A 22,636-nucleotide genomic window follows, 5' to 3' on the forward strand; every position below is an offset into this window, starting at 1 on the left:
TGGGCCCGCTTTCCGGGCCCGGGCCCGGTTAGGTTAATGCGGGTGCTACTCGGGGTCGCCGAGCTCGGCCAGGCGAGTTTCCTCGTCGGCGTGGATGCAGGAGTCGATCACGGGGCCGAGGGCTCCATTCATGACGGCGTCGAGGTTGTAGGCCTTGTAACCGGTGCGGTGATCGGCGATGCGGTTCTCCGGAAAGTTGTACGTGCGGATGCGCTCGGAGCGATCCATTGTGCGAATCTGCCCCTTGCGCACGAGCGAGGCCGCCGCGTCGATTTCTTCCTGCTGACGCGCCAGGACCCGGGCCCGCAGCACGCGCATCCCGGCTTCCTTGTTCTGCAGCTGTGACTTCTCGTTCTGCATGGCCACCACGATTCCGGTCGGAAGGTGGGTGATGCGCACGGCGGAGTCGGTGGTGTTGACCGACTGGCCACCGGGACCGCTCGAACGATACACGTCGATCTTGAGGTCGTTCGGGTGCAGCTCGACCTCTTCGGGCTCGTCGACCTCGGGGAAGACCAGCACGCCGGCCGCCGACGTGTGAATGCGTCCCTGCGACTCGGTCGCCGGCACGCGCTGCACGCGGTGCACGCCGCCCTCGTACTTCAGGTGCGCCCAGACACCCTCGGCAGGGTCGCTCGAATTGCCCTTGATAGCGAGCTGGATGTCTTTGATGCCGCCAAGATCGCTCGAAGTCTGCTCGATGATCTCGGTTTTCCAGCGATTGGACTCGGCGTAGTGCAGGTACATGCGCAGCAGATCGGCGGCGAACAGCGCCGATTCGGCACCGCCCTCCCCCATCTTGATCTCCATGATCACGTCGCGGGCGTCGAGTTCGTCGCGCGGAATCAGCAGGCGTCGCAGCTTCTCAGCCGTAACATCAAGCTGTTCCACCAAATCCGGAATCTCTTCGGCGAAGGCAGCGTCTTCGTCAGCGAGTTCACGAGCGGCTTCGAGGTTATCTTCAACCGCTTTCCACTCGTGGTACGCCGCGATGATGCGACTCAACTCGGCATAGCGCCGGTTGACCTTCTTCGAACGGGCCGGATTCGCGTGCAGCTCCGGATCCGCCAACTGCGACTGCAGGTCGTCGTGCTCGGCCAGCAGCGTGAGGACGGATTCGAACATTACTTATCCTTGTCTGACCCGTTCAGGGTCGGCATCGACTTCTGAACCTGCATGAGGAATTCCACGTTCGAGGAGGTCTCCTTGAGACGGCCGAGGATGAGTTCGAGCGCCTGCTGCTGCTCGAGCCCGGCGAGGGCGCGACGCAGCTTCCAGGTGACCTTGACTTCATCCGCGCTCATCAGCATTTCTTCGCGGCGGGTGCCCGACGCGTTCACGTCGACGGCGGGGAAGATGCGCTTGTCGGCCAGCTGGCGGGACAGGCGCAGTTCCATGTTGCCGGTGCCCTTGAACTCTTCAAAGATGACCTCGTCCATCTTGGAGCCGGTCTCCACGAGCGCGGAGGCGAGAATGGTGAGCGAGCCACCGTTCTCGATATTGCGCGCCGCACCGAAGAAACGCTTCGGCGGATACAGAGCGGATGCGTCGACGCCGCCGGAGAGGATGCGACCAGAGGCCGGGGCCACCAGGTTGTAGGCGCGGCCGAGGCGGGTGATCGAGTCGAGCAGCACGACGACGTCGTGGCCGAGCTCGACCAGGCGCTTGGCGCGCTCGATGGCGAGTTCGGCGACGGTGGTGTGGTCTTCGGCGGGGCGGTCGAAGGTGGAGGCGATGACCTCACCCTTCACCGTTCGCTGCATGTCGGTGACCTCCTCTGGACGCTCGTCAACCAGAACGACCATGAGGTGAACCTCAGGGTTGTTGGTGGCGATGGCGTTCGCGATCTGCTGCATGACGATGGTCTTGCCGGCCTTGGGCGGTGCAACGATCAGGCCGCGCTGGCCCTTGCCGATCGGAGCAACGAGGTCGATGATGCGCTGGGTGAGCTTGCCCGGCTCGGTTTCGAGGCGCAGGCGCTCCGTAGGGTACAGCGGCGTGAGCTTGTGGAAGTCGACACGGGCCGCGGCCTCTTCAACGGTCTGGCCGTTGATCGAGTCGACCTTGACGATGGCGTTGTACTTCTGTCGGCCGGACTGGTCCCCCTCGTGCGGCTGGCGAATGGAGCCGACGACGGCGTCACCCTTACGCAGGTTGTACTTCTTGACCTGGCCGAGCGAGACGTAGACGTCGCTCGCACCGGGCAGATAGCCGGAGGTGCGCACGAACGCGTAGTTGTCGAGCACGTCCAGAATTCCGGCGACGGGAATGAGTACGTCATCGTCGTTGACCTCGGGCTCGAAGTCATCGCCCTGGTTCGGGCCGCGACGCTTGCGGTCACGGTACCGGTTGCGGTTGCCGCGGCCATTCATGTCGTCGTCGAGACGGTCGGGACCCTGGTTGCGATCCTGACCCTGATTACGGTCCTGGCCACGGTCGTTCTGACCCTGATTGCGGTCCTGGTTGCGATCCTGACCCTGATTACGGTCCTGATTGCGATCGGCCTGCGCCTGCGCGCGCTCCTGATTGCGTTCCTGGTTGCGCTCATTGCGCGCCTGACGCTGGCTCTGTGCGCGGGTCAGGCCCTCGTCGTTTGAGCCGTTCTGGTTGCGGTCGTTCTGGTTGTTCTGGTTGCGGTCGTTCTGGTTGTTCTGGTTGTTCTGATCAACCTGGTTACGGTCGGCGACCTGCGCACGATCGCCACCGCGGCTACGGCTGCGGCTGCGGCCCTGGCGCGGCGCGTTCGTCTCGTTGGAGTCATCGGTCGATTCGTTTGAGTCGTCTACTGCCTCGACCTGCGGGGCCGCTGCGTCGGCGGGCACCTCGACCGGCGCGGCACTGTCGGTGCCAGCATCGGCTGCGGGAACGTTGCGCTGCGACGACGCCCGACGGGACGGACGGCGGGCTGCCGGTGCAGTCTCGGCTGGCGTGCTCTCGGCCGGGGCGCTGTCGGTGGCTGCGCTGTCGGTCGGGGCGCTGTCAGCGGTGTTGAGGACGACGGCGGCCGCACCATCGAGGTGAACCGGCGCAACCTGCACGCGCTTGCGCGCCTGGCGAACCGGCTTGTCGGTGACCGGTTCGGTGTTCTCGCCGGTGTTTTCAGAAGCGGATGCCGCAGCATCCGCTGTCGGCGCGCTCGTGGCGGCCGCAGCGCCACGGGCGTTGCGTGCAATACGAGAGCCGGCGGCCGGAGCGTCGGGGAGGATGATGCCGAATCCGGAGCTGGCATCGGCATTGACGTGGGATTTGGCGGGAGCGGCGGTGCTGGTGCTGGCACGACGAGGCGCACGCTTACGCGGAGCAGCATCGATGGCCTCGGCGAGGCTCTCGACCGGTGCGGACTCGGCCGGCAACGACTCAACTACGGGAGCAACATCGAGGGGAGCAACGGTCAGGGCCGGAGCAGGGTTACTGGCCTGTTTAGTGCTGGTCTGCTCGGTATCGGCCTGTTCGGTGCCGGACCGAGCCGTTTGGATTGCGTCCACGAGTTCTCCTTTACGAAGCTTGGAAGCGCCGGAGATTCCCAGCTCGAGAGCTAGAGCCTGCAGCTCGGACACGCGAAGGGTACTGAGACGGGGAAGATCCGAGCCAGTGGCGCGGAGGTTGACATCAGTCACGAAGGGGGTTCCTTTCCCCTGCCGAACAAAAATTCAGGCCAGGAGATGTATGCAGCGACGGATGCGCTGCGGGTGATCCAATCCGACAAGTGGAGGGGATTGGTGTAAACACACACAGCTACGCACGAAATCGCAATAGCAGTGAGGTACAGGGAATGCACCGGATGTCGCCGGAGGCGGTTTCTATCGGGTGCGCTTCAACCATAGCACTCCACCACCAGTCGAATCGCCAGTCGGGCCGACGCGCACGAGGCACGTCAGCCCGATCAAAACGAGCGTTACGCGGCGCTCTCGGCCGTGCTCGCGGAAGCGAGCGGATGCACGGTGGCACCCTGCACATCAACGGCGAGCATGAGCGCGCGCCACGGGGTGTCTGACTGGCTCGCGACGAGTTCGGCTGCGACCAGACGCTGGCCCGGGTCACTCGCCAGCACCAGAATGGATGGACCGGCACCGGACACGACGGCCGCGAAGCCGGCTTCGCGCAGCAGGGTGATGAGCTTATTCGTCTCCGGCATGGCCGCGGCGCGGTAGCTCTGGTGCAGCTTGTCCTCGGTCGCGGCCAGCAGCAGCTCCGGGCTCTGAATCAGCGCGGCGATCAGCAGCGCAGAGCGCGACAGGTTGAAAACGGCGTCCTCGTGCGGCACGGAAGCTGGTTGCAGGCTGCGCGCAAGCGCGGTGGACATCTCCTGCTCAGGAACGAACACGAGAGGCTTGACGCCGCGGTGCACAACGAGCTTTTTGTGACGCGGACCCTCGGGGGTGGTCCAGGCGATGGTCAAACCGCCGAACAGTGCGGGGGCGACGTTGTCCGGGTGCCCTTCCATCTCGGTGGCGAGTACGAGCAGCATTTCGGCGTCGATGTCGACCACGCCCTCCAGCAGTCCCTTGGCCGCCATGATGCCCGACACGATGGCCGCACCGGAGGAGCCGAGGCCGCGTCCGTGCGGAATAACGTTGTGCGCGACGATGTTGAGCCCGGGCATGGGCTGACCCACGGCCTCGAAGGTGTGAATGATCGCACGCACTACGAGGTTGCTCTCGTCGGTGGGCACCTCACCGGCGCCCACTCCGTGCACCTCGACAAAGACGCCGGGTTCGCTGCGCACGGTGACTTCGAGCTGGTCGTACTTGGCCAGCGCGAGCCCGAGCGTGTCGAAACCGGGGCCGAGGTTGGCCGTGGTGGCCGGCACCTGCACCGAGACGGCGCGCCCAATCAGCGAGAGCGGACTGATCATGCCTTGCCCAGGCCGAGCACGCTGGCGATTTCGGCGGTGTCGACCGGAACGATCGTGGGCACGACGTCGGAGCCGTCGGCGGTGCGCAGCGCCCAGTTCGGGTCCTTCAGACCGTGGCCGGTGACGGTGATCACGACGGTCGAGCCCTTGGGGATGAATCCGGCCTCGGCGCGCTCGAGCAGGCCGGCCACTCCAATAGCGGATGCCGGTTCTACGAAAATTCCGACCTCGGCCGAGAGGATGCGGTGCGCTTCAAGAATTTTTGCATCGGTGATGGCACCGAAATAGCCGTCGCTCTGCTCCCGCGCGTTGAGCGCGAGGTCCCACGATGCCGGGTTGCCGATGCGGATGGCGCTCGCGATAGTGTCGGGGTTGTCGACCCGGTGGCCGAGCACGATCGGGGCGCTGCCAGAGGCCTGGAAACCGAACATGCGCGGCAGTTTCGTGGTGGCGCCGCGGGCGACCTCTTCGCTATAACCGCGAAAGTAGGCGGTGTAGTTGCCGGCGTTGCCGACCGGAACGAACTGAAAGTCCGGGGCGTCGCCGAGCACCTCGACGACCTCAAAGGCGGCGGTCTTCTGGCCTTCGATGCGGTCGGGGTTGACCGAGTTGACCAGGTGCACCGGGTAGTTGGTGGCGAGCTCACGGGCGATGTCGAGGCAGTCGTCGAAGTTGCCCTGCACCTGCAGCAGCTGCGCGTTGTGGGCGACGGCCTGGCTGAGCTTGCCCATGGCGATCTTGCCCGCGGGCACGAGCACAGCGGCGGTGATGCCCGCGTGGGTCGCGTAGGCGGCGGCGGAGGCACTCGTGTTGCCGGTCGAGGCGCAGATGACAGCCTTCGCGCCGTCTTCCATGGCCTTGGAGATGGCCATCGTCATGCCGCGGTCCTTGAACGACCCGGTCGGGTTCATGCCCTCGAACTTGATCCAGACCTTCGCGCCGGTGCGCGCGGAGAGCGCTGCGGCGGGGATGAGCGGCGTGCCGCCCTCCCCGAGGGTGATGATCGGGGTCTTCTCGGAGATATTCAGTCGGTCGGAGTATTCGTTCAGCACCCCGCGCCACTGGCGGCTGACGATTGCGCCGGGCTTGGTCAGATTGGTACTGGTCTCGCTTGGGCTAAACATCAGACTCCTTCAACTCTCAAAACGGATGCGACTTCGGTGACAACACTGTTGGTGGCCAGGTCCTGCACGGTGGCGGCGAGTGCGGCCTCCGTTGCGTCATGGGTCCCGATCACTAGGGTAGCCGTGGCCGAGCGTGCTGCACGACTCTTCGTTGCCATCACGGCCGGTGTCATGGACTGTTCCACGAGCGCCAACGAGACCTTGCGTTGGCCGAAGACGCTCGCGATGGTCGCGAGCACGCCGGGTTCGTCGGTGACTTCGAGGGTCACCGCGTACCGTGTGGTGACCCGGCCGATATCAAAGATGGGCAGTTCGGCGTAGGTCGACGCGGCAACGCCCGGCCCACCGGCAACGTGACGCCGCGCGATGGAGACAACGTCCCCGAGCACGGCCGAGGCCGTCTCCACTCCCCCGGCTCCGGCGCCGTAGAACATGAGGCTGCCGGCGGATTCCGCTTCGACGAAGACGGCATTGTTGGCGCCGTGCACAGCGGCCAGCGGATGGCTGCGCGGAACCATCGCCGGGTAGACCCGTGCCGACACCCCGTCGACGCCGTTTTCGTCGGTGACCCGTTCGCAAATGGCGAGCAGCTTCACGACATAGCCGGCCTTGCGCGCCGATTCAATCTGCGCGGGGGTGACCGACTCAATGCCTTCACGGTAAACGGATGCCAGCGGCACCGTCGTGTGAAATGCCAGACTCGCCAGAATGGCCGCTTTCTGCGCGGCGTCGTATCCGCCGATGTCGGCCGTCGGATCGGCCTCGGCGTAACCGAGCGCGGTCGCCTCGGCCAGCGCGTCTTTGAGACTGAACCCGTCGGTGTCCATCCGGTCGAGAATGAAGTTCGTGGTGCCGTTCACGATGCCGAGAATGCGCTTGACTTGATCGCCGGCGAGGCTCTCCCGCAGCGGACGCACGATGGGGATGGCCCCGGCGACCGCGGCCTCGTAGTTGATTTGGGCGCCGACCTGATCGGCGGCCGCGAACAGCTCGGGCCCGGCTTGGGCGAGGAGCGCCTTGTTGGCGGTGACAACATCCGCTCCACTATTGATCGCCAGCAAAATGTGACTGCGAGCCGGCTCGATGCCGCCCATCAGCTCGATCACGATGTCTGCGCCGAGAATAAGCTCCTCGGCGTTGGTCGTGAACAGGTCGCGGGGCAGATCGACCGTGCGTTCCGCGTTCACGTCGCGCACCGCGATGCCGACCAGTTCGAGGGTGGCGCCGACGCGGTTGGCCAGTTCAGGGCCCTGTTCCAGCAACAGGCGGGCTACCTGGGCGCCCACGTTGCCACCGCCGAGGAGCGCAACGCGCAGATTGCGGTATTCGATCTTCAAGATTCTCCTCCATTGGCCGGGCCCGTCGAAGGCATCCCGGTGTCCCGCGCGAGCAGGTCGGCTATCGTTTCGCCGCGCACGAGCACCCGCGCCGTGCCATCCAGCACGGCCACGACGGGCGCGCGGCCCTGGTAGTTGTAGTTGTTGGACAAAGCCCAGCAGTAGGCGCCGGTGGCCGGCACCGCGAGCAGATCGCCGGGGGTCACATCATTCGGCAGATAGTCGGCGTCGACGACGATGTCGCCGCTCTCGCAGTGCTTGCCGGCGATGCGCACGAGCACCGGCTCGGCCGTCGACACCCGATCGGCGAGGCGTACCGCATAGTCGGCCCCATAGAGGGCCGGGCGAACGTTGTCGCTCATGCCGCCATCGACGCTGACGTAGAGGCGCTGCGTGCCCGACACGTCGACGGCTTTGGTGGTGCCGACACGGTAAAGGCTCACGCCGGCGCGTCCGATGATGACGCGGCCGGGTTCGAACGCGACGACCGGCAGCGGGATGTTCAGCCGCGCGCACTCGGTGGCGACGATGTCGGCCAGGGCCACGGCGAGCTCTCGAATCGGCGTGGGTTCGTCGGCGCTCGTGTAGGCGATACCGAAGCCACCACCGAGGTTGAGTTCGGGCACCGGGCCGTCTTTGAGCAGGACCGCGTGCAGGTCGAGCAGCCGGGCGGCCGACTCGGCGAATCCGTCTGCACCGAAGATCTGAGAGCCGATGTGGCAGTGCAGGCCGACAAAGCCCAGCGCGGGTTCGGCGCGAATCAGCGCGACCAGCCTCGGTGCATCGGTAAGGACGATGCCGAACTTCTGGTCCTCGTGCGAGGTGGCCAGGAAATCGTGGGTATGGGCGTGCACGCCGCTGTTCACGCGCAGCCGCACGTTCTGCACCCGGCCGTTTCGCGCGGCGGCTTCGGCGACGCGGCCGATTTCAACCTCGCTGTCGATCACGATCGTGCCGACGCCCACCCGGGTGGCCTGGTCGAGTTCGGCGAGGGACTTGTTATTGCCGTGAAAGCCGAGCCTGGCCGGTTCGGCGCCACCAGCCAGCGCGACGGCGAGTTCGCCACCGCTGCAGACGTCGATATTGAGGCCCGCGGCGGTGACCCAGCGCACGATCTCGGTCGACAGAAACGCCTTCCCGGCGTAATACACCTTGACGCTCGTGCCGATCCGCGCGAACTCAGCCTGGAACACGGTGAGCAGCTCGCTCGCTTGGGCGCGGGCATCCGCTTCATCGATGACATAGAGAGGAGTGCCGAATTCGGCGGCGAGGGCCGAGGCCCTCACCCCGCCGATGAGGAGTTCACCGCTGGTGCTGCGGGCGGCCGTCGCCGGCCAGAGGCCGGGTGCAAGCGCGTTCGCGTCGGCGGGAAGGCGCAGCCAGTCGGGGGCCAGAGAATTAGGTTCAGTCGTCACGGGGAGTACCTCACGAGAGTCGAAGGGGAATCTCAGCGAGCGAACCCGGTTTGGTCCCTGAAGCCGGAAAAATTGGTCAGCCCACAAGACGGGCAGGCCTGACCAAATTCTACCGCCGCAGGTGACGACGATCGAATTAGTCGGCGCAGCTGCCGAGGGTGGTCAGCGACTGCACGGTGAGCCGCAAAGTGCTCGACTCCAGCGTAACGCGTGCTCGCTCGGGTGAAATGTCAACGTCGCTCAGTTCGACTCCCTCGGGCAGGTAGCTGGCCACGCAGACACCGATCGGGGCCTGCTGGAGGATGAGATTGACCAGCGGTGTTGCGTCGATGTCGCCGATGCCGCTGGTGACGGTCGCTTCGGTCGGGGTGAAGTTCAGGGTATCGCCGGCGGCGCTGGCCGTGGCCGTGGCGCTGTAGCCGACATCGAACTCGAACAACTTCACCGACGCGGTCAATGCAACGTCATTATCGCCGAGGGTCAGGACGGCGTCCGCCGGCGCGCTGCCGGAGGCCTGAACGAGCTGATTGAGGGCGGCCTCATCGAGGTCGAGGGTCGCACTGAGCGAGCCAATCGCCTTGGCCGTATTGGTCGACACATCGCGGGCAATGACATGAACGGATGCCGGTACGCCGTCGACAGTCAGCTTCGGCGCGGTCAGTTCCACCTCGTCAAAATTGCCTCCGATGAACTGGGCGATCACCGAGGTGCCGCCGATGGTCACGGTGACGTCCCCGGTCACGGAGGCGGGCATCCGCTTGCTGATTTCGGTTTCGGCACGGTCCTGGGCGAAAGCGCGCAGTCCGCTATCGACCAGGAAAAACGCGACCACGAGCAGAACGGCAAGCGTCCCCAGAATTATCAGCGGAACCAGACCGCGACGTTTGCGCTTGGCCACGATTACATACGCTCCGGGGCGGTGACGCCGAGCAGGTCGAGGCCGTTGCGGATCACCTGGCCGGTCGCGTCGTTGAGCCACAGACGGGTGCGGTGCAGGTCGGTGACCGGTTCGTCGCCGAGCGGGATGACGCGGCAGTTGTCGTACCAGCGGTGGTAGTAGCCGGCGACCTCTTCGATGTAGCGGGCGACGCGGTGCGGCTCCCGCAATTCGGCGGCCTGGGCGACGATGCGCGGGTATTCCTGCAGCACGCCGAGCAGCGCGGATTCGCTGTCGTGCACGAGCAGCTCCGGCGAGAACACCGAGCGCTCGACGCCGCTCGCTGCCGCATTGCGGGCGACCGAGCAGGTGCGGGCGTGGGCGTACTGCACATAGAAGACCGGGTTATCGTTCGTCTTCTTGCCGAGCAGGTCGAGGTCGATATCGAGTTGCGAGTCGCTGTTCGATCGCACCAGGGCGTAGCGGCCGGCGTCAACACCGACGGCGTCGACGAGGTCGTCCAGGGTGACGATGGTGCCGGCGCGCTTACTCATGCGCACCGGTTCGCCGTCTTTGAGCAGGTTGACCATCTGGCCGATCAGAATCTGCAGGTTCACGCCGGGCTCGTCACCGAAGGCTGACACCATCGCCATCATGCGGCCGACATAACCGTGGTGGTCGGCGCCGAGCATGATCAGGCACTGGTCGAATCCGCGCTCACGCTTGTCGAGGTAGTAGCCGAGGTCGCCCGAAATATAGGCGGGTTCACCATTGGAGCGGATGATCACCCGGTCACGATCGTCGCCGAAGGTGGTGGTGCGCAGCCAGATGGCGCCATCAGCTTCGAAAATATGACCCTGTTCGCGGAGGCGTTCGATGGCGCGGTTGACGGCGCCGGATTCGTGCAGCGAGTCTTCGTGAAAATACACGTCGAAGTCGACGCCGAAACCGTGCAGCTTGTCCTTGATCTCGGTGAACATGAGGTCGACACCGATCGAGCGGAACACTTCCTGCTGCTCGTCGCGGGGCAGGGCAGCGACGTCGCCGTCGTACTTCGCAAGCACGTTGGCCGCGATATCGCCAATGTACGCTCCTCCGTAGCCGTCTTCGGGAGTGGGCTCGTCGAGGTAGCTCGCCAGCACGCTGCGGGCAAAGCGGTCGATCTGCGAGCCGTGGTCGTTGAAGTAGTACTCGCGGGTGACGTCGGCGCCCTCGGCTTGCAGTACGCGGGCGAGGCTGTCGCCGACCGCGGCCCAGCGCACGCCGCCCATGTGGATCGGGCCGGTGGGGTTGGCCGAGACGAATTCGAGGTTGATTTTGAGACCGTCGTAGAGGTGGCCGGTGCCGTAGACCTCGCCCAGGTTGACGATGGTTTTGGCGAGTGCGCCGGCCGCCGCAGCCTCGAGACGGATATTGATGAAGCCGGGGCCGGCGATTTCAACGGATGCGACATCGCTGAGCTGTTCGAGACCGGCGGCCAACTCCGCTGCAATTTCACGCGGGTTGGTGCCGAGCGGCTTGGCGATCTTCAGCGCGATGCTCGAGGCCCAGTCACCGTGGTCGCGATTGCGCGGGCGTTCGACGGCGACGTCGGCGAGGGTGAGTCCGAGGTCTACCCTTGCCGTGTCAGTCTCGCGTCGGCGTTCGCTTACGTCCTGGATGAGATCGAAGAGGGACTGGGAGAGTTCGGCAGGAGTCACTGGACAATCGTACCGGCCCCTCCTGTTGGTAGGGTCAACACGTGACTGATACCCGCGTCTACCCCTCATTTGCCCGTACCGTTCCTCGCTTTGCGCGGCGTCGGGCAGGCCTGGTGCTCGCCGGTGGCGCTCTGTTCGCGCTCGTTCTGAGCGGCTGCGCCAGTGGTGACGAGCCGACGCCGACGAATTCTGCGGCGACGAGCACGGCATCCGCTGAACCGACCGAGAGTGCAGCGCCCTCGTCATCGCCGACGCCGGAAGCGACCGGTTCTCCGATTGAGCGAGCCTGCGATGAGCTGCTCACCCTGCAGGATCTCTACGATTTCAACCCGAATTACGGCACCGCGCCGAGCTTCGCCCCAGCCGCCGGTGGCTTGGCCGAGTCTGCGCTTGACTACAACGGACTCGCCTGCGGCTACTCGAACCAGACTAGTGGCGAGCTCATCGAGCTCTCGCTGGTGGCGCCGAACGACGTCTTGATGACCACACTCAAGCAGCAAGCGGATGCCGACAGCCAGGCCGTGCCCACCTACGGAACCCCGCCGACCGTCGACGGCTTCTTTGAATACGCCGCCGCCGGCAGCGGCCAGGCACAGGTCTTCACGGGAACCTACTGGGTCACCTTGAGCTCGCCAGCCTTCATCGAGCCGGGCGACTCCGAGCGCCTCATGTCGGCGGTGCTCGGTCACCTCGGGTAGCTGCTAACCTTGAACCACCCTGGCCCCCATAGCTCAGGGGATAGAGCACTGCCCTCCGGAGGCAGGGGCGGCAGTTCGAATCTGCCTGGGGGCACATCTGTCACGTGACAGTCCAGTTCGGACTATTGCCACCTACTTCGGACAATCCGGCTATCAAGTTCGTTGAAAGTCATGTCGTTGTCATGAGTAGACGTGATCCGAACGCGGTCCTCAGCCTGTCGCAGTTGACGTGCCTTGGCGGGATTTCCTTACGCGACAGGTCAAACGGGACAAGTTTGCTCAGACGGTGCGCGGGGCCCTGTCTTTGCGGGGGCGTTCCCGTATGAGGTCCCGCTTAGGGGCCGTCGTTGGAGTTCGGCGTGGTACTCGCTGGTCGTTCGCTTTGGTGAGAGAATCTCCCGTATGGGGGCGGCTGAGGACGATGACCTGCGCGAACTACGAGCGCGTGCTGACGGCCCTGCAGCCGCGCTGACACAGTTCGGAACATGTGGACGCAAGGCGGGCGATTCATTTGACCCGTTCTGCAACGATATGACGTCGTCGGGGAATGAGTAGTCAAATGAGGAGTGAAAATGACTAATCCCGATCTCGATGAATTGCTCGGCCAGATGCCGGGACAACTGCCCCTTGCAGCCCAGGCCGAAGCGCAGCGGATGGTGAATGCGGCCATGCCGGCGCGACTTCGACAGGGGCGTGCGCCACGGGCTCGGTGGGTACTTCCTTTGGTGGTCTCGGGCGGGCTCATACTCACGGCTGGGGCGAGCACCGCGGTGATCACCATGTCCCATTGGGGAGGCGTGAGTATGCCGATTGAGAACGTCCGTAACAATGAACCAATCCCGATCAGCTGGACCACGGAGACGGGCCACGTGCAGTCCTGCCGAGTGTGGATTGAACTTCGCAACCCTCCGCCCAACTCTGCTGAAACTCTCGACACTGCCATCACCTCCCGTGACTGGGCGGGGATGGGACAGGAACTGTATGACACGACGGCACCGGGTGTCGAAGACGACAGCGTCGGGGAGACCCGAGTGGGTCGCGGACTCGACCCCGTGGTGCGCGCGTTCGCAGCAGAAACCTTCCCTGGCGTCGGTTGGCTATCGGAGGGCGTAGGAACCGATCAAGCCGCTGTGGACGCTTGGGGCTTTACGTGCGTCCCCCCGTCCGAATGAATACCGACAAGGGTGATCGCACGGCCCGGATTGAGAACGCAGTTCGCCTCCACGCGGCACCTGTTCTCAGTTACCTTGCTCGACGGGTCGCCGAACAAGAAGATGCCGCTGACCTGCTTGCTGAGACGCTTCTGATCGTCTGGCGTAAAGCTGCGGCGCTACCCGCGGACGACGCTGAGGTTCGTCCCTGGATGTTCGGCATCGCCCGAAAAGTACTTATGCACCACTACCGTCGCGCGACCTACCAAAGAACATTGGGAGACCGACTTCGGAGCATTCTGGCCGCCACACCGCATGCAGGCTTCTCGGACCCTACAGAGTATGACGACCTGCACAAAGCCATTGCAGGTCTCGACATGGTCGACCGCGACATTATCGGGCTGGTCCACTGGGAGGGCTTCTCCCTAGTGGAGGTCAGCCGCATACTCCGCATGAAGGAAGGGACCGTTCGCAGCCGCTATCATCGCGCGCGCACCTCGCTCCGTGCGGAACTGGATCAGGGAAGCAGTCCAACCGGGAGGGCGGTCAACCCGCGAGCCCCCCAGGTTCGAGACGCTCTGGCGACCTAACACCGACCGTCTGACCTTCGATGACGTCCCGGGGGATGCAGCGAAACCAAAGTAGCGGGTCGCCTCCCACAGTTATTCTGCTCTTCGAATGAGGCCGTCCCACAGGGGGTTCGGCTTACGGGGGCGCGGGGCTGGACTTTTTTGCGAGGGTGAGCGCACGCTTCAGCAAGACTGCGATCAGTAGGATTTATCCATGCAGCTGGGTGTTGGCACGAGAGCGTCTGTGACGTTGGAGCCTGTTCGATATGAGTTTGCGACCCCTGCGGGCGATGAGTGGGATGACAATTGGCTGGTCATCAGCGGGGACGTATCGGCGCCTGACGCGGCGTGGCAGTTTGCCGTTCCGTGTTTGACGACGTTCGAAGCGAAGCGCATTTCGGCCTGGCTGCGCAGCGTGGCCAATGGCGACATCGCCGTAAGCGTCATTGGAAACGCCGGTGTTGTGCCGTCGCTCGAATTTACCGAACCGAATCTTGCGTTCAGCGTTGGCAGTTATCAGGGCGTGTCGATATCGGTCAGGGTGCACTTTGCGCTTGAAAGTATGCCTGTCGGTCAGAGTGGCGATGACCGTGATCAGTTTTGGTTCGAGATCGCAGTGACGGCTGCAGATCTTGACTCATCGGCCGATGAGTGGGACGAGGCGCTGTCAGCCTTTCCGGACCGCTAAGCGTTCCCGGGCGGCGATGCCGCTATTCTGCGGCAATAGAGCACCGCCACTCTTCTTCAATAGCCACAGGTGTGGGCGGGAAAATTCGGCTGCGTCAGCCGACGGCGATGAGTGTCGACCATGCGACATCGATCACGCAGAGACTATCGTCGGTTTCGCGGTAAAAGACGTCGCCGGGATGAGTGTCACCGGGAGTAGCCCCCTCGGGAAGACCCTCCAGGTTGATGTTCCACTGCGGATCGAGTGGTACTTGTTCATCCCAGTAGTCGGCAACGAACCGTTCCGGCTCGCCTGCGGAGCGGCCTTCCCAATCTTTTGCCGTGCCGAGGTCAGCTTCGGCGTCTTCGCAGACGAGATCGGATGTTCCGCCAGAAGCGAGGTCTTTGATGAGGTTCTCGGTAGTTTGGATAACCTAAGCACCGTCGTTCCCCCAAATTAGCGTGTCTACGGAGCATCCGCTCAAGACCAATGCGCACACAGTTGCGAATCCGGCAAGAGCGAGGGCGCAACGAGGCTTCATGCCTTGAGGCTACAAGATGGCACGTAGTCGCCTCGCTTGGAGCGGAGATTCCTAGAGCCCGCGTGATTCCCTATATGTGCCCGCTCCGCGTTCCCGATGCGGGACAACGGACCGTCAGATCGAGATTCCACCAGCATCCGTTTTGGTGTTCGCAGGATGCTCCGTCAATTCACCATGATTATCCGTCGGTCGGCATGTTTTCGGGAGTGGGACCTGTACCGTACAGTGACGATATGGGTGACTCTCCGAATCCTCTCATTCCCGCGGGGTATGACATCGCTTGGACCATAATGTCGGTCCTGCTCGTTGTCCTAGTCATCGTAGCGCTCGTCTCCATAGGGCGGGCGGCTAAACGACTTACCCCCACGCAAGCACTCATCTGGACGCTCCTGACGATTTTCGTGCCAGTCGTCGGCCCGGTCGCATGGCTCTCGATTGGTCGACGATCAGGTCCCACCCCAGTGAGGTCTCACGCGGACTAGGCACCGTTCCGCCACGGCGAGAACAGACTGCCGCGAATGACCGGTCCCGTTTCCAGGGGCGCTTCATCGCGTCTGTCTATGGGGGGCTGAGTGTCCCATAGGGGGTTCCCCTTGAGGGCTCTCTCGTGAGCGCTTTGCCGCAAGCCGCTGCGGCAGTTCTGGCACTCGCAGGGCGTCGGTCAGGCGGTGAGCAACGCGAGCGGGATGACCGCCACGCCATCCTGTCGGCGATAGGCGTGGGTGCCAGTGTTGATGATAACGAGTTCGACAATTTGGTCGGGAAGTGACTCCTTCACCCACAGCAGGTGGCGAAAGTCCTGGTCGGTGATGGCGGACTTGAGCTTGACTTCAATACCGACAGCTTCTGCGTCTCCTCGGTGGATGACGAAGTCAATCTCGTGTCGCCCATCATTGTCGCGGAAATGCGACAGCTTCGCGTCGTTCGCTGCCGCATAGGTCTGGAGGCTGAGGGCCACGAGTGCTTCGAAGAAGTCGCCGAGGCGAGTCCGGTCGCGGTTGTTCGTCGCGGGCCCGGTGGCTGACATCAGTTTGACCGCGTTGAGGCCCAGGAGGCGCGCGGCCAGTGCCGGATCGGCGAGAATGTGCTTCGGAGCGAGGGCAACTCGTGACAGGAGCTTCCTACTGGGCGACCAGGCGTCGACTTGGTCGAGCTGGTAGAGGCTGCTCAGGACGTCACGGTAGGCGATTGACGTCTTCTTCGTCGGTCCTGTTGGTTCACCTGGGTCGAGACTGGCACCGATCTTCGCGAACGTGGTTGCGGAGGCCGTGGCCGAGGCGTAACCCCGCAGCCATCCGCGCAGTAGTTCCGGCTGACGGATGCGGTGTCCCTGTTCGGTGAAGTCGTGAGTGATGACTCGCTCGATGTAGTCATCAAGCCACACAGCGCGGGCACGATCGTGCGGGTAGGCGACACGGTTCACCGCCCAGCAGGACTATGGACTCCTGCGGTGCATCAACTCCTGACCACACTCCGCGCGGCGGGAGTGACGGAAGTCCCCGAGCCCTTCGGCCTGGACGAGCAGGGCCGCGAAGTGCTCTCCTACCTCCCTGGAATCGTCGGCAACTACCCAATGCCAAGCTGGATCTGGTCGCCGACGATCCTGCACGAGGCTGGATCTTTGCTCCGACGGGTACATGACGCCGACGCGCCACTCGCACACCGGGCCGCCGCCGGCAGCTGCCGGCGCACGAGCCAATCGAGGTGGTGTGCCTGAACGACGTCGATCCCTACAACATGGTCTTCCAAGACGGGCACATCACTGGACTTATCGACGTCGAGATGGCTTCTCCGGGGCCTCGGATTTGGGATCTTGCCCGACGAGTGCGACCCTGAACCGGCAGCTCCTGGCCCTGCTCGGCACCTGCCCTTCGTGGGCCGGCAGCAGAACGTCGTCTTCCAAGGGTTCACCGGGTCGGGGAAGTCGTATCTGGGTGGCGCGCTGCCCAGGGCGGATAGGACGGCGAGGCTGGGCTCGGGCATCGCGTGGAGGCGCGGCAGGAAGTAGAGGGCGGTGCCACTGACCCCCAAGGCTAAACATTGGGTTATATCACAGCAGCCCGCGAAACGCAGTCCCCTCATGAGCCGACGTGTGATCATCTGCGGCAAGTCGTACCTTTCAATTGCACCTGTGTTGAACGCTCAATATGGGCAAAGTCATTGGTGACTACTTGGCAATCCACTACCCACAAGGAAAAGGATTTTTCATGCTTAAAAGATTTTCGGAACAGATGCGTCTCAAGCTCTTCACCGTAGCGGCTGCCTCGTCGGCGATCCTGATCGGCATGACCGGACTGGCCCTTAGCACGCCCGCTTCGGCCGCTCCCGCCCCACAAGCCAACGGTACCGCTGCTGCCGCAGTCCCCGGCGAGCTCGTCGTCGGCTACGTGGCCGGCGCCTCCGCCGACCAGCGCGAGCGTGCTCGCGAGCACGCCTCGGCACGGTTCGCCGAGCGCATCGTCGTCGCCGCCGCCGACCGCACCGAGGTCGAGCTCGTCCGTCTGCCGCAGGGCAAGAACCTGAACCAGGCGATCGCGCAGCTGAAGAGTGACCCCGCCGTCGCCTACGCCGAGCCGAACTTTGTCCTGACCCACCAGGCCACCGCCACCGACCCCATCTTCACCAGCACCAATACCTCCCAGGACCTCTGGGGCATGTACGGCGACGCCTCGACCCCCGCCAACGCCTACGGCAGCCAGGCCGCCGAGGCATGGACCGCCGGCCACACGGGGTCGAAGAGCGTCTACGTCGGCATCATCGACGAGGGCATCCAGTACACCCACCCCGAGCTCAACGGGCAGGTCTGGACCAACCCCTACGAGATCGCGGGGGACGGCATCGACAACGACGGCAACGGCTACGTCGACGACGTCAACGGCTGGGACTTCGCCAACAGCGACAACACTATCTATGACGGTGGCTCCAGAGGCTCGCTCGACAACCACGGCACGCACGTGTCCGGGACCATCGGCGCCAAGGCCAACAACGGGCAAGGCGTAGCTGGCATGAACTGGGATGTGACCCTGATCAGCGGCAAGTTCCTCGGTCGCCAGGGCGGATCCCTGGCCGACGCGGTCAAGTCGGTCGACTACTTCACCGACCTCAAGACCCGCCACGGCCTGAACATCGTGGCGACCAACAACAGCTGGGGCGGCGGCGCCTTCTCCCAGACCCTGCTCGACGCCATCACGCGCGCCAACGCCGCGAACATCCTGTTCGTCGCGGCCGCCGGCAACAGCGGCACGAACAACGACACGACGGCGTCCTACCCGTCCAACTACGACGTCGCCAACGTCATCGCAGTCGCCGCCATCGACCGCAATGGGGCGCTGGCGTCCTTCAGCCAGTACGGCGCCACGACCGTCGACCTCGGCGCCCCCGGAGTCGGTGTCTGGTCGACGACCGCCTTCAACACCTACTCGTCCTACAACGGCACCTCAATGGCCACGCCACACGTCACGGGCGCGGCCGCCCTCTACGCCTCCACACACCCCGGTGCGACAGCGGCGCAGATCAAGAGCGCGATCCTGAGCTCGGTCGTCCCGACGGCCTCCCTCAGCGGCAAGACGGTCACCGGCGGACGGCTCAACGTCAGCGGCTTCTGACTTAGAAGACGGTCAGCGGGTGTGGTCGGGGCGAGAGCCCGGACCACACCCGCTTCTCGTTGCCGAGCGCCGTCTCCAAGACTGACTGACAGTTCACGACGCCACGCTCAACAACGGGCTCGTCGTACACCACGACCGTGGACTCAATTAGCCGTCATTGCGGCTCTTCTCAGTTTGGTGTTCGGCGCCACAGCGGCGAGTGATCTGGACAGTGTGATCCTCAGCCTCGGCGAACACGTCGGCCGAGTGCTTGCGCAGGTCTGATGATCGCCGAGTCGTGGTGCGAAGGTCATTGATCAGAGTCATGTGATCATCGTGTTCGGAATGCATTCGGAAGTACAGACACTACCGGCGCTGCGCATCAGTCATGATCGCTCTGGACCAGCCGCAGTCATCCAGCGACAGTAACTACTGATAAGACATGGATACCCATGACGAAGTCATGAGCGGAATCTCTGATCGAGGTCCGACCATCTTCACTTGCGGCACGTGCCCACTTCTTGCCCACAATCGTGGCGTTATCATTGCTCAATCATGATCGCTATTGTGAGCGAAAACGACTCTTGATCGACTATTTACCGTCGGGAGGAAGACTGGAAAAGGTCCGCGGTTCGCCCTCCGGGAGGCAGGGGCGGCAGTTCGAATCTGCCTGGGGCACACTCTGAAAGCCCCGGTCACGCCAGTTGCAGCAATTGTTCGTTGCGTTCAGGCTGCAACTATCTGGGCCGATACACATCGGCGCGGTGATCCACCTGCACGACGATGATCACCAGCCGTTCCTCGACGATGTCGTAAATAATGCGATAGGGGCCACGGCGCGCGCTCCACAGACCTTCGAGTTCGCGTTGCAAAGGGTTACCAACTCGCCGCGGGCATCGGGCGAGGTCTCCGTAGACGAACTCAATTATCGCTGGCACAATCCGGGGCGGTACTCCTTGTAAATCTCGGCGGGCCGAACCAGCGAATTCGACCTCGTCGCTCTTCTCGTCGTCCGAGCTCACTTCGACGATCGACGGGGAACGTTGAACTCGGCGCGTATCTCGTCCTCGCCAATCGTGCGACCGTCGACCAGCTCCTGGCGCGCTTGGGCGACGGCAGCAAGAGTCCCGGGCCGAGAGAGCCAAAAGAGCGTCTCCTGCAACGAATTCCATTCATCGGCTCCGATCAACACCGCCACCGGGAATCCATTTTTCGTGATCGTCACCTGCTCGTGAGTGAGCGACACCGCGTCGACGAACTCACTCAGCCGGTCCTTGACCTTAGAAATCGGTAGCGTCTGCATGCCACCACCGAAGGCCCGAATCCTGGCCATGAGTAGGTCCATATAGTGGCTCTTCTTGGCGATCGTTATCTTGCGGTGAGCGAACGGATCAGTCTGCCGCGCTCTGTCGCGTGTCGTCGCGACCTTTGCGCCCCGGTCATCGGCCGGCCCACATCTCAGCGATTGGGATCTCCCGGTTCAGCACGTTCGATGCGGCGCGGTGGCCGGAGCAGAGCGCCGCGGTGACCGTGGCAGGGTCATCCGTCCAGGTCGCCTCTCCGGCGATGTGGAGCACCCCGCCGACGGGCGTCGCGAGGTCGTCGTGGTCGGCCGTGGTGGCGCCGCGCGTCATGTACGCGTAGGAACCACGAGCAAAGGGATCGTCCTGCCACGCGGTGATGTCAACCCGGGTTGGAAACTCCACCTTGTCGCCGTACAGCCTCCGCAGCTGCGCCAGAACCGAGTCGACAACCTGCAGGTCAGTCCAGTTACGGATCTCGCGGGCCGCAGGCCCGGCGGCGAAAGTCAGCAGGGTAGGCGTTCCGTGCAGGGCCGTCAGGTCGTACCAGGAGTGCCACGCGCGACCCTCGGGTCCTTGTTGCCGGATTGCAAAGACTCCGTCGTCCCAGAATTTCGTCGGAAACCGCAGGAAAATCTTCTCGAACGCGTTCATCGTCAGCCGCCCCAAGGCGCCCACGTTTGGTTCCGGGAGCGGCGGTTCGATGGTGAACTCCGGTGACTGGAGAACCCCGACGGGCACCGTCACGACGGCCGTGTCCGCCGTCAGAATGCCATGGTCTGTCGTGACCGTGACGACCGTTGAGGACCATCGCACGTGGGTGACGACGTGCTCCAGGCGGATGTCGAGTCCGGTCGCGAGGTGCGTGGCCAGTCGGTCATAGCCGTCGGGAAAAACCACCTCGTCACCCTCTATGACATCGTCGTCGAGTCCGTGGGCGGCAAGATCGTCGATCCAAACCCCGTACTGCTCTTCGCTGCGGTGCTGCAAAAACTCCCGCACACGTTCGGCCCGAGCCGGGTGCCAGCCCTGGCCAGCGAGCGCTGTCTCGGTCACGTCGCGGTAGGAGGCATCCGTTTCTGACGCAGCGACCGCCTGGACGAGCGCGGCATCAACCGAGCGGATGTCGTCGGTGAAGGCCCGCGCGGCATCATCGGGGAGTCGCTCACCGCTCGGACCGTAGTACGCGATCGGGCGGCTGTCCGGTTGGTATCCGCCGACCGTGAACTCCATGGTTGGCATCCCAAATGCTGCGGCCGCTGCTGCGACGGGGTTGTCGGTGATGCCGTGGATCCACGATGCGCCGCGGTCGGTGACGAACCCGTCGGCGCGATCCGTGTAGACCCGGCCGCCCACACGGTCGCGGGCCTCGAGCACCACGACGCGGCGACCGGCGTTCGCCAGCAGTCGAGCAGCGGCCAGCCCCGCCACCCCGGCGCCAACCACGATCGCATCGAAATGTTCCATACCTAACCTTCTCCTACGGGGGCGAGCAGCGCTGCCAAAGTCGGCTGACATTCAGCCGTGAGCCCACTCTCCCATGCTCGTCCTCCATGACGGCGGCAGGGGTCGCTGAGCGTCTGAACTTGACCGTACAGGGGATGCGCATGTTGGGTTGATGCCGCAGTCGCTGGCCGATTCCCACGGCCACCGACATTGCATTAGCTCTCGGAGTCCTCGCCGTGTTCGGCAAGGGCGTTCCCTCCCCGTCGGGCGGCACACCAGCGCCACCTGCGCACCCGCGAACAGACGGAGCTCCAGACCAGTAGCTAGACTGATTTACCTGATCGGGGAGGTTGTGGATGGCTGGAAAGAACAGCGTCGGGCCGGCCAAGCCCCAGCCGTGATCGAGGCGCTGTGAATCGGCATCGCCTCGCCGGAATCGGCGCGATCACCGTCACGTCCATTCTGTGGGGCACCACCGGAACCGCCGCGACTCTCGCGCCCGGCGTTGGGCCGCTCGCGATCGGCTCAGCGGCTCTCGGCATCGGGGGGATTCTGCAGGCCGTCATCGCCATCCCCGCGCTTCGGGCCGTCCTGCCCGCCGTGCGCGGCAATTTGCGGCTGATCGTTCTCGGCGCGGTGGCGGTCATGATCTACCCCCTGGCCTTCTACAGTTCCATGCACTTCGCGGGCGTCGCGATCGGATCGGTCGTTTCACTCGCCTCCGCGCCCCTCGCCTCCGGCCTCCTCGAATTCCTGCTCGAACACAAACGACTCAGCCGGTGGTGGGCCCTGGCGGCGGGCCTGGGAATCATCGGCAGCACGCTGCTGTGCCTGTCCAAGATGACGGATGCCGCAGAGTCGGCCGGTCAGACCGTGGCCGGCATCTCCCTCGGACTCCTCGCCGGGGCAACCTATGCCACCTATTCCTGGGCAGCACACCGCCTCATGAACCGAGGCATCAGCCGCGCAGCATCGATGGGCTTCGTGTTCGGGCTCGGCGGCACGCTCCTGCTGCCCGTGCTCATTGTCACCGGCGCCCCGCTGCTCGCATCCACCCAGGCCTTCAGCGTTGCCGCGTACATGGCGATCATTCCGATGTTCCTCGGCTACCTTCTGTTCGGCTACGGCCTGACCCGCGTCGGGGCCAGCACCGCCACAACGATCACGCTCACCGAACCGGCGATAGCGGCCATCCTCGCTGTGTTCATCGTCGGCGAACGCCTCACGACGCTCGGCTGGGTCGGCCTCGCGGTCATCGCCGGCGTCCTGGCCATCCTGGCGATTGCCCCGGCCAACGAAGTCGAGCGCAAGACCGCGACCTCAACGCAGAGAATACCCGCCGCGACCCGGTGACCGGCTCGGCGCATCCGC

21 protein-coding genes, 1 tRNA gene and 1 pseudogene are annotated in these 22,636 nt (G+C 64.3%); 10 read left to right on the forward strand and 13 right to left on the reverse strand.

Features of this window, described 5'->3' with window-relative positions:
• Nucleotides 1-45: 45 nt before the first annotated feature.
• From prfA to argS, 8 genes are all read right to left on the reverse strand, one after another.
• A complete protein-coding gene (gene prfA, locus CXY80_RS17435) occupies nucleotides 46-1,125 on the reverse strand; it encodes a peptide chain release factor 1 (RefSeq protein ID WP_092448756.1) in 1,080 nt (359 codons plus the stop codon).
• Nucleotides 1,125-3,617, reverse strand: coding sequence for a transcription termination factor Rho (gene rho / locus CXY80_RS17440; protein ID WP_104133221.1), 2,493 nt, complete (start codon nucleotides 3,615-3,617; stop codon nucleotides 1,125-1,127). The genes prfA and rho overlap by 1 nt, the downstream gene beginning before the upstream one ends.
• Before the next feature lie 278 nt (nucleotides 3,618-3,895).
• The gene (gene thrB, locus CXY80_RS17445) at nucleotides 3,896-4,855 is read right to left on the reverse strand and encodes a homoserine kinase (RefSeq protein WP_092448758.1); all 960 of its coding nucleotides are present in this window, start codon (nucleotides 4,853-4,855) and stop codon (nucleotides 3,896-3,898) included.
• Entirely contained in the window at nucleotides 4,852-5,979 is a 1,128-nt protein-coding gene (gene thrC / locus CXY80_RS17450; protein WP_104133222.1) for a threonine synthase, read from the reverse strand. Before thrC ends, thrB begins: the two co-directional genes overlap by 4 nt.
• Entirely contained in the window at nucleotides 5,979-7,316 is a 1,338-nt protein-coding gene (locus tag CXY80_RS17455; protein WP_233195445.1) for a homoserine dehydrogenase, read from the reverse strand. The genes thrC and CXY80_RS17455 overlap by 1 nt, the downstream gene beginning before the upstream one ends.
• A complete protein-coding gene (lysA, locus tag CXY80_RS17460; protein ID WP_104133223.1) occupies nucleotides 7,313-8,731 on the reverse strand; it encodes a diaminopimelate decarboxylase in 1,419 nt (472 codons plus the stop codon). The genes CXY80_RS17455 and lysA overlap by 4 nt, the downstream gene beginning before the upstream one ends.
• A gap of 136 nt (nucleotides 8,732-8,867) precedes the next feature.
• Nucleotides 8,868-9,629 carry a DUF2993 domain-containing protein gene (locus CXY80_RS17465; RefSeq protein WP_158251698.1) on the reverse strand — a complete coding sequence of 254 codons (762 nt, stop codon included), beginning with the start codon at nucleotides 9,627-9,629 and terminating at the stop codon, nucleotides 8,868-8,870.
• A 2-nt stretch (nucleotides 9,630-9,631) separates the two neighbouring features.
• Nucleotides 9,632-11,308, reverse strand: a complete 1,677-nt coding sequence (argS, locus tag CXY80_RS17470; RefSeq protein ID WP_104133224.1) for an arginine--tRNA ligase — start codon at nucleotides 11,306-11,308, stop codon at nucleotides 9,632-9,634.
• 41 nt (nucleotides 11,309-11,349) lie between these two features.
• Between argS and CXY80_RS17475 the strand changes: the two genes are divergently transcribed.
• The 6 genes from CXY80_RS17475 (at nucleotide 11,350) to CXY80_RS17505 (ending at nucleotide 15,416) form a co-directional block, all read left to right on the forward strand.
• Nucleotides 11,350-12,006, forward strand: a complete 657-nt coding sequence (locus CXY80_RS17475; protein WP_104133225.1) for an iron ABC transporter ATP-binding protein — start codon at nucleotides 11,350-11,352, stop codon at nucleotides 12,004-12,006.
• Between the two features lie 22 nt (nucleotides 12,007-12,028).
• Nucleotides 12,029-12,100: transfer RNA gene (locus CXY80_RS17480), tRNA-Arg, on the forward strand.
• A gap of 478 nt (nucleotides 12,101-12,578) precedes the next feature.
• Nucleotides 12,579-13,178 carry a hypothetical protein gene (locus tag CXY80_RS17485; RefSeq protein ID WP_146070763.1) on the forward strand — a complete coding sequence of 200 codons (600 nt, stop codon included), beginning with the start codon at nucleotides 12,579-12,581 and terminating at the stop codon, nucleotides 13,176-13,178.
• The gene (locus tag CXY80_RS17490) at nucleotides 13,175-13,747 is read left to right on the forward strand and encodes an RNA polymerase sigma factor (protein WP_104133227.1); all 573 of its coding nucleotides are present in this window, start codon (nucleotides 13,175-13,177) and stop codon (nucleotides 13,745-13,747) included. The genes CXY80_RS17485 and CXY80_RS17490 overlap by 4 nt, the downstream gene beginning before the upstream one ends.
• A 193-nt stretch (nucleotides 13,748-13,940) precedes the next feature.
• Nucleotides 13,941-14,414 (forward strand): hypothetical protein, encoded by a 474-nt coding sequence (locus CXY80_RS17495; protein ID WP_104133228.1) that lies wholly within the window; start codon nucleotides 13,941-13,943, stop codon nucleotides 14,412-14,414.
• An 810-nt stretch (nucleotides 14,415-15,224) separates the two neighbouring features.
• Nucleotides 15,225-15,416, forward strand: a complete 192-nt coding sequence (locus CXY80_RS17505) for a PLD nuclease N-terminal domain-containing protein (protein ID WP_233195468.1) — start codon at nucleotides 15,225-15,227, stop codon at nucleotides 15,414-15,416.
• Between the two features lie 179 nt (nucleotides 15,417-15,595).
• On the opposite strand, the gene CXY80_RS17510 is transcribed toward CXY80_RS17505, so the two are convergent.
• Entirely contained in the window at nucleotides 15,596-16,357 is a 762-nt protein-coding gene (locus CXY80_RS17510; protein WP_104133229.1) for an ATP-binding protein, read from the reverse strand.
• A 284-nt stretch (nucleotides 16,358-16,641) separates the two neighbouring features.
• Between CXY80_RS17510 and CXY80_RS20855 the strand changes: the two genes are divergently transcribed.
• Both CXY80_RS20855 and CXY80_RS17525 read left to right on the forward strand, forming a co-directional pair.
• Nucleotides 16,642-16,770 carry a phosphotransferase gene (locus CXY80_RS20855; protein WP_369828729.1) on the forward strand — a complete coding sequence of 43 codons (129 nt, stop codon included), beginning with the start codon at nucleotides 16,642-16,644 and terminating at the stop codon, nucleotides 16,768-16,770.
• 371 nt (nucleotides 16,771-17,141) lie between these two features.
• Entirely contained in the window at nucleotides 17,142-18,539 is a 1,398-nt protein-coding gene (locus CXY80_RS17525) for a S8 family peptidase (RefSeq protein ID WP_199182289.1), read from the forward strand.
• Nucleotides 18,540-18,686: 147 nt separating this feature from the next.
• Here CXY80_RS17525 and CXY80_RS17530 read toward each other — a convergent pair whose 3' ends face one another.
• From CXY80_RS17530 to CXY80_RS17545, 4 genes are all read right to left on the reverse strand, one after another.
• Nucleotides 18,687-18,845: a hypothetical protein gene (locus CXY80_RS17530; RefSeq protein WP_233195446.1), complete on the reverse strand. Its 159-nt coding sequence runs from the start codon at nucleotides 18,843-18,845 to the stop codon at nucleotides 18,687-18,689.
• A 410-nt stretch (nucleotides 18,846-19,255) separates the two neighbouring features.
• A complete protein-coding gene (locus CXY80_RS17535) occupies nucleotides 19,256-19,540 on the reverse strand; it encodes a type II toxin-antitoxin system RelE/ParE family toxin (RefSeq protein ID WP_092448779.1) in 285 nt (94 codons plus the stop codon).
• On the reverse strand, nucleotides 19,537-19,851 hold the full coding sequence (locus CXY80_RS17540) for a type II toxin-antitoxin system Phd/YefM family antitoxin (protein WP_277871241.1): 315 nt from the start codon (nucleotides 19,849-19,851) through the stop codon (nucleotides 19,537-19,539). The genes CXY80_RS17535 and CXY80_RS17540 overlap by 4 nt, the downstream gene beginning before the upstream one ends.
• A 106-nt stretch (nucleotides 19,852-19,957) precedes the next feature.
• Nucleotides 19,958-21,286, reverse strand: coding sequence for an NAD(P)/FAD-dependent oxidoreductase (locus CXY80_RS17545; protein WP_092448780.1), 1,329 nt, complete (start codon nucleotides 21,284-21,286; stop codon nucleotides 19,958-19,960).
• 164 nt (nucleotides 21,287-21,450) lie between these two features.
• Between CXY80_RS17545 and CXY80_RS19225 the strand changes: the two are divergent.
• Both CXY80_RS19225 and CXY80_RS17550 read left to right on the forward strand, forming a co-directional pair.
• A pseudogene (locus CXY80_RS19225) lies at nucleotides 21,451-21,525 on the forward strand (Na+/H+ antiporter NhaA); the annotation flags it as partial.
• Nucleotides 21,526-21,676: 151 nt separating this feature from the next.
• Entirely contained in the window at nucleotides 21,677-22,618 is a 942-nt protein-coding gene (locus CXY80_RS17550; RefSeq protein WP_104133232.1) for a DMT family transporter, read from the forward strand.
• Nucleotides 22,619-22,636 lie beyond the last annotated feature (18 nt).

This window comes from Cryobacterium sp. M91, assembly GCF_002929615.1.
Lineage (GTDB): Bacteria > Actinomycetota > Actinomycetes > Actinomycetales > Microbacteriaceae > Cryobacterium > Cryobacterium levicorallinum.